This window comes from Limosilactobacillus kribbianus (genome assembly GCF_026413145.1).
Classification (GTDB): Bacteria; Bacillota; Bacilli; order Lactobacillales; family Lactobacillaceae; genus Limosilactobacillus; species Limosilactobacillus kribbianus.
Genome location: NZ_JAOVYZ010000076.1, coordinates 1 through 4888, shown reverse-complemented (window position 1 = coordinate 4888; position 4888 = coordinate 1). Strand labels below are relative to the sequence as shown.

Annotated in this window: 3 protein-coding genes; all 3 read left to right on the top strand. The window is 49.8% G+C overall.

Going from position 1 to position 4888, the window contains the following annotated elements:
• Window positions 1-171 precede the first annotated feature (171 nt).
• The 3 genes from OCT58_RS09880 to OCT58_RS09870 all read left to right on the top strand — a co-directional run bounded on the left by OCT58_RS09880 (window position 172) and on the right by OCT58_RS09870 (window position 4780).
• Window positions 172-1941, top strand: a complete 1770-nt coding sequence (locus OCT58_RS09880) for an SEC10/PgrA surface exclusion domain-containing protein (protein ID WP_267202669.1) — start codon at window positions 172-174, stop codon at window positions 1939-1941.
• Window positions 1942-2061: 120 nt separating this feature from the next.
• Window positions 2062-4299, top strand: a complete 2238-nt coding sequence (locus OCT58_RS09875; RefSeq protein WP_267202668.1) for a KxYKxGKxW signal peptide domain-containing protein — start codon at window positions 2062-2064, stop codon at window positions 4297-4299.
• Window positions 4300-4462: 163 nt separating this feature from the next.
• Window positions 4463-4780 (top strand): hypothetical protein, encoded by a 318-nt coding sequence (locus tag OCT58_RS09870; protein ID WP_267202667.1) that lies wholly within the window; start codon window positions 4463-4465, stop codon window positions 4778-4780.
• Window positions 4781-4888 lie beyond the last annotated feature (108 nt).

Here is a 4888-nt window from a genome sequence, read left to right as displayed (position 1 = left end):
AAATCAATTGGTATCTGAATTCCCGGCCACTTAAATGTCTTAACTGGCGCACACCAATCGAGATCTTCCTGCTTAATTTACGTCATTAAATTCGTTCAAGTTATTTCTTGCAATCTGCCATATTGAAAAGGAGTTTGTTGCGATAAGTGGGGTGCTAATAATGGATAAAAAATGCTGAAATTGACGGCGTTGACTGCCTTGACAATGGCATTCGGGACCGTTTCGGTGGTTGATAATGTGCGTGCTGATGACGATCCCGGTGGAGCGGCCAGTGTTACCACGACGTTGAACCAGTCCGCCGCGGCGAATCAACAGGCAAGTGCGAGTTTGACCGTTTCTAATGCAACGGCAGCTAAAGCAGCGAGTAACTATGCAAGCAATGTAACTGCTGCCCAGCAGATCAATTTTCCGAGTAATTACCGGCTGAACGATTTACGAAATGTTAACAATCAGTCGACGGCAAATGAGTTTGACAAGCAGGCACTGCCAGGGCTGTCTGATAATAACTATCAGTCCAACAGTGCGGCGGCGGCCGAATCAATTAACATTGACCAGCTGACTGATCAGCAGGTTGATGAAGTGAATCAATACGCTCTCAATTTGGTAAATAATGCGCGCTCGGCGTTCGGTGAGTCTGCTTATAGTCAGGATACTGGGACAATCGCTGCGGTTCGGACTAAGGCTTTGCAGTATCAGACAAAAAGGGAATCGTTGCTAACCGGACAATGGCATGATTCGTCGATCTTGCAGGGCGACAGCGAAAATATTTCCGCCATGCAGATTTATGCCGATAATCGGTGGGGCTCACTCGTTAAGCCGTTTGCCACCGCTAAGGGAAGCAATTTTATCAACGAGAATAGTATTCCGCTCTTTTCAGTGACGACCATGGACGATCTACGTGCGATGGTTTTCTATGGTGTTACCACCATGCTCTTCGATGACGCAAGTGACCTTTATGGGCACGCCCAAAATTTCCTAACAAACTACCAACCAATTCCAACAATGGCAATTTATCCATCTGTTCTTGATGGTTACGGGACAGGAGTCTACCCGAACGGGACGCACGTTCAATACCGACTCAAAAACGTTGATATGCACTTTATCTGGTCCAAAGGTGACACGAACTCCGTAGCAGCGAAGCAACTCAAGGGCGCCATTAAGACCGGGGCCAGCACGGCCGCTGGCTGGCGGACGATCAATGGGAAACTATACCGGTTTGAAGGCAATAAATTCCTGACCGGCTGGCATTCTATTAGTTCCTGCTGGTATTACTTCAATGCCGATGGTGCGGCCCAGACCGGCTGGTACCGTTCTGGCGCTGGCAACTGGTATTACTTCAACCCAACTACGGCGCAGGCGGCTACCAATTGGCAAAAAATTAACGGGCGCTGGTACTACTTTGACGACAATAATGCCTGGGCGCTGAAGGGTTGGTTCCAGACTGCAGCCAATAACTGGTACTACTTTGATCCAACCAACGCCTGGGCAGATACTGGTTGGTTCCGCTCCGGTGCTGGTAACTGGTATTACTTCGATCCCCAAAATGCGTGGGCGTTGCGGGGTTGGCAAAAGCTTAACAACCGCTGGTACTATTTTGACAATAACAATGCCTGGGCGGTTAAGGGCTGGCTGAAGACTGGTGCTGGTAATTGGTACTACTTTGACCCAGCCAATGCCTGGGCCCGGACCGGGTGGCAATACATTAATGGTCACTGGTATTACTTTGATCCCCAGAATGCCTGGGCGATCAAAGGCTGGTTTAAGACCACCAACGGTTCCTGGTATTATTTTGACCCTACTAATAACTGGGCATTGACCGGTTGGCAATATCTCAATGGCCAATGGTACTACTTCGATGCCAATGGCAAGATGGCTACTGGTAACGTCTGGATTAATGGCCGTTCCTACCGCTTTGATAACAACGGTCACTGGCTCGGCTAGAATACTGAAGCGTTTTAGAATTGAATGTTCTAAAGCGCTTTTTTATTGGGGACATTAAGGATTTGCGACAATGGTGGTAAAATGTTCCCGAAAACTATTGGGGGAAGGGTAATCAAAAGAATGAAAACACATTTTAAGTTGTATAAGGCGGGGAAAAAGTGGCTGATCGCCTGCTTATTAGCGGCGGGCCTGGGTCTATCGACAGTGCCAGCAGCACGAGCGGATAATACGACTACAACGGCCCAGCAAAACATTGCCGGCTATGTTGAACAGGCTAACGGTACTTGGACAAATGCGGCAGGACAGGAGGCCAATGGCTGGCAAAGCGCGAACGGTAACTGGTACTATTTCAACCATGGCGCCAGTCAAAATGGTTGGCAGGACGTCGATAACCATTGGTACTACTTGAACCAGCAAAATAGTGCCATGGAGACCGGCCTGCAGCAAATTAACAACGCCGATTACTATCTGAACGAGCAGCACGATGGAACCTATGGAGCGATGGAGACCGGTTGGCAGAAATTGAACGGCAGCTGGTATGACTTCGCTGCTAACGGGGCGGCGCAGACTGGCTGGTTGAACACCCCGGATAACAACTGGTATTACTTTGATAACAACGGCAAGGCGCAGACCGGTTGGTTCCAGAGCGCGGCAGGTAATTGGTATTACGGCGATAATGCCAACGCCTGGACCCTGCGTGGCTGGCAAGATCTCAACAACCGCTGGTACTATTTTGACCCGAGCCAAACCTGGGTTGACGGGGGCTGGCAAAAGATCGCTGGCTCCTGGTACTATTTCGATCCGGCTGCTCATGGCCAGATGGCGACCGGCCTGCAGACGATCAATCACCAGCTTTACTATCTAAACGAGCAGCACGACGGAACGTATGGTGCGATGAAGACTGGCTGGCAGTGGGTCAATGGCTCCTGGCGCTACCTGAACGATAATGGTGCCGCGGCCAGTGGCTGGCAATCAATTGACAATCACTGGTACTATTTCAACCCGACCAGCCAAGACCAAATGAAGACGGGCTGGCAGACAATCAATCAAAAACGTTACTACTTGAATGAACTGCACGACGGAACGTACGGCGCAATGAAGACTGACTGGCAGTGGATCAACGGTGCCTGGTCCTACTTTAATAACGATGGTTCCGCCGCCCTGGGATGGAACAACATTGCTGGCAACGAGTATTACTTTGATTCCCAGGCCCGAATGGCCACCGGTGATGCGCTGATCAATGGTGCTCATTACTACTTTGATCCCGCTACTGGTCACCAGGAGCGGGGGCTGCTCCTTGACCCGGCCACCGGCAAGCTAATGGACTATGATTTGCAAACGGGCAGCCGGCAGGATCAATTAACCAGTGACGGCCAGACCCTTAACTTTGATTCCAACAGTGGGGATATTGATACTACTGCATTTTCGACTGGCCTGATGAAGATTAATGGTCGTTACTACTATTACGATCGCGGTGCCGACCGGTTTAGTAGTAATCAGTGGAAAAAGATTAACGGTAGCTGGTATTATTTCGCCGATCAGGGCGCGGCCACAACCGGCTGGTACAAGTCGGCAGCCGGCAACTGGTATTACTTTGCGGATAATGGTGCAGCTACGACGGGCTGGTACCAAAGTCCGGCTGGCTTTTGGTACTACTTCGACCCGACCAATGCCTGGGCCCGGACCGGTTGGCAGTTCATTAACGGTCACTGGTACTACTTTGCTGACGGCTATTATTGTCACCAGCCCGACGAACATTGGGTTTACTCCGATGATACCTACGGACAGATGTACACTGGTATTCAGTCGGTTGACGGCCATTGCTATAACTTTGGTACCAATGGGGCAGAGAGCGCCGAGCCGTGGAATGACGGTTGGAGTTGGCCATTCCCGCAGGCCGGCGAGGGCTCTTTCCTGCCGGGACAGCGGTTTGGCTATTCAAGCTATCCGCGGGAAAATGGCTATCATGATGGTCTCGACTTTGGCGTTTCCGATCATCCCGGCACAGCGGTTCATGCCGTTCACGGTGGAAAAGTACTGGACGTTAATACGGTTCGAAACGATCAGGGTAAGACGCTGTGGTGGTTTGTAACGGTCTGGGATGGTAAATATCTGTACGTCTATCAGGAAGCCTTCAGCAGCCGGAATAAGATCACGGTCAATCGCAATGAGATCATTTACCCGGGACAAGTAATTGGCTACCGGGACGAGGGCCATCTGCACCTCGGCATTAACACCAGTCCGAACTACGGTGAAGATTTAGCCCACTCGTTTTCACCGAGTTGGTCCGACTCTTCGCAGCCAACTGGTGGCGGAACCTGGCTCAACCCGGAGACAATCATCCGTAATCACGGCTAATTATTAATCGAAACTTCTGCAAAAAATTTTTTGCAGAAATTTTTTTATTCGCTGAACATCAGCGTAGTTCGCTGAGCGACGGCGATTGCTAAGGAAAGAGGAGATGCTAGAATTAATTTATAGCGAGGGAATATTGAATTATTTATTACTGGGGGGAAGTAATATGAGTAGGAAAATTGCTCGATGGACAATGGTTGCGGCCCTGGCAACGACGCTTGGTTTGGCCGCAATTGACAGCGATGTTAAAGCTGACAGTCAAATTGACTCGGCGACGACTACGCCAACGCAGCAGGCAATTAACTCGGCGACAATTTCAGCAGCTGATTTGCACGCAGCAACAGCCAAGGCGGCCGCTACACAGTACAATCAGCAGGTTAATATCCCAAGTGGCTATACGCTGAATGCAGTCGGGAGTATTCACGATAATACCGCGGCTGTTAATTTTCAAAACAATACGGCAGGTCAGGGGCAATGTCATTAAGTTAAGAGCTTGACAATTAGTGGTCGGTTCTTACAGGATGTCGTTTGAAAAGTAATTCGTTAATTTTAAGGCCACCTAAGTAGTAATCGCGGTTACTAATTAGGTGGC

Bases quoted from the DNA above. Each gene is read 5' to 3' on its own strand.
- OCT58_RS09880 (WP_267202669.1), top strand. From the start codon at position 172: ATGCTGAAATTGACGGCGTTGACTGCCTTGACAATGGCATTCGGGACC.
- OCT58_RS09875 (WP_267202668.1), top strand. From the start codon at position 2,062: ATGAAAACACATTTTAAGTTGTATAAGGCGGGGAAAAAGTGGCTGATC.
- OCT58_RS09870 (WP_267202667.1), top strand. From the start codon at position 4,463: ATGAGTAGGAAAATTGCTCGATGGACAATGGTTGCGGCCCTGGCAACG.